2 protein-coding genes are annotated in these 1056 nt (G+C 47.4%); both read right to left on the bottom strand.

Annotated features, from left to right (window positions below; translation table 11 throughout):
• Positions 1 to 165 (bottom strand): efflux RND transporter permease subunit (locus tag V5298_RS20715; RefSeq protein ID WP_332933296.1); only part of this gene is annotated, 165 nt, incomplete at its 3' end.
• A gap of 21 nt (positions 166 to 186) precedes the next feature.
• A partial coding sequence (locus tag V5298_RS20710) for an efflux RND transporter periplasmic adaptor subunit (RefSeq protein WP_332933295.1) occupies positions 187 to 1056 on the bottom strand: 870 nt, incomplete at its 5' end.

The raw sequence follows: 1056 nt of genomic DNA, 5'->3' as shown, positions 1-1056 counted from the left end.
GGATGCCCCTTCATAATCGGTACGTATTGTTAATGTGGGATAGGATAGCTCCGGTAACAGACTCAACGACAAGCGGCTTAAAGAAACCATGCCGAATAACAATATCGCTGCGGTAAACATGGCGATAGCCACAGGCCGCTTCACGGCCAGATCCACAATATTCATGTGCTTGCTCCTAAAGGCCGGTTAACCGTTTACAACATCCACGGGGGTTTGGTCTTTTAGGTTCTGGTGGCCATAGGTGATCACCGATTCACTGCCCACAAGTCCACTGATCACTTCTACCATATTGCCTTCTTCGAAACCGAGGGTAACGGGCACTTTAAGGGCTTTTCCTTCCCTGACCACAAAGACGGTATTTTCGTTATCGATACTCACCAAGGCTTGGCGGGGCAGGAGCGTCGTATTTTCATGGGTGGCGTAATTGAGAGCTACTTCGCTAAACATACCGGCTTTTAACTTGGCGTGGGAATTGGGGACGTTTAGTGTCACTTTAAATGTTCCCGTGGTTGCATCAATGACTGGGCTAATGCGGGACACAAAGGCGGTGACGGTTTCATTATTTAATGCCGGAAGGGAAAGGGTAGCTTGCTGATTTATTTTAATATGAGGTAACTCACTTTCCGGGAGATAAACAACACCTTGTAATGATTGCTGCTGCACAATATGGAACATGCGCTCTCGTTGAAAAGACTCAGTGAGGTTGCCCACTTTGGCGTTTCGTTCAGCAATAAAGCCGCTAATGGGGGCCGTAATGGTGGTTTCTTGCAGATCAAGTTGTGCCAACTCGACGTTTGCTTTTGCCGCATCATAGGAGGCCGCCAGCTTTTCATATACATCGTCACTCACTAACTTACGTGAATAAACTAGGTTTACCTTGGCCAATTCTTGCTCGATACCTGCCAAATCCGCTTTGGCTTTTAACAAGTTTAATTCATAGCGCCGTCTGTCTAACTGCGCCAAAACTTGCCCTTTTTCAACATAATCACCTTCTTCTACGAGGATCCTTTCAATAATTCCCGATGCGCGGGCCACCACAAACGCTTCCTGCTGGGC

The sequence above is a fragment of the Alteromonas sp. 14N.309.X.WAT.G.H12 genome, from assembly GCF_036697315.1.
Classification (GTDB): Bacteria; Pseudomonadota; Gammaproteobacteria; order Enterobacterales; family Alteromonadaceae; genus Alteromonas.
This window is presented reverse-complemented; position numbering and strand designations above follow the sequence as displayed.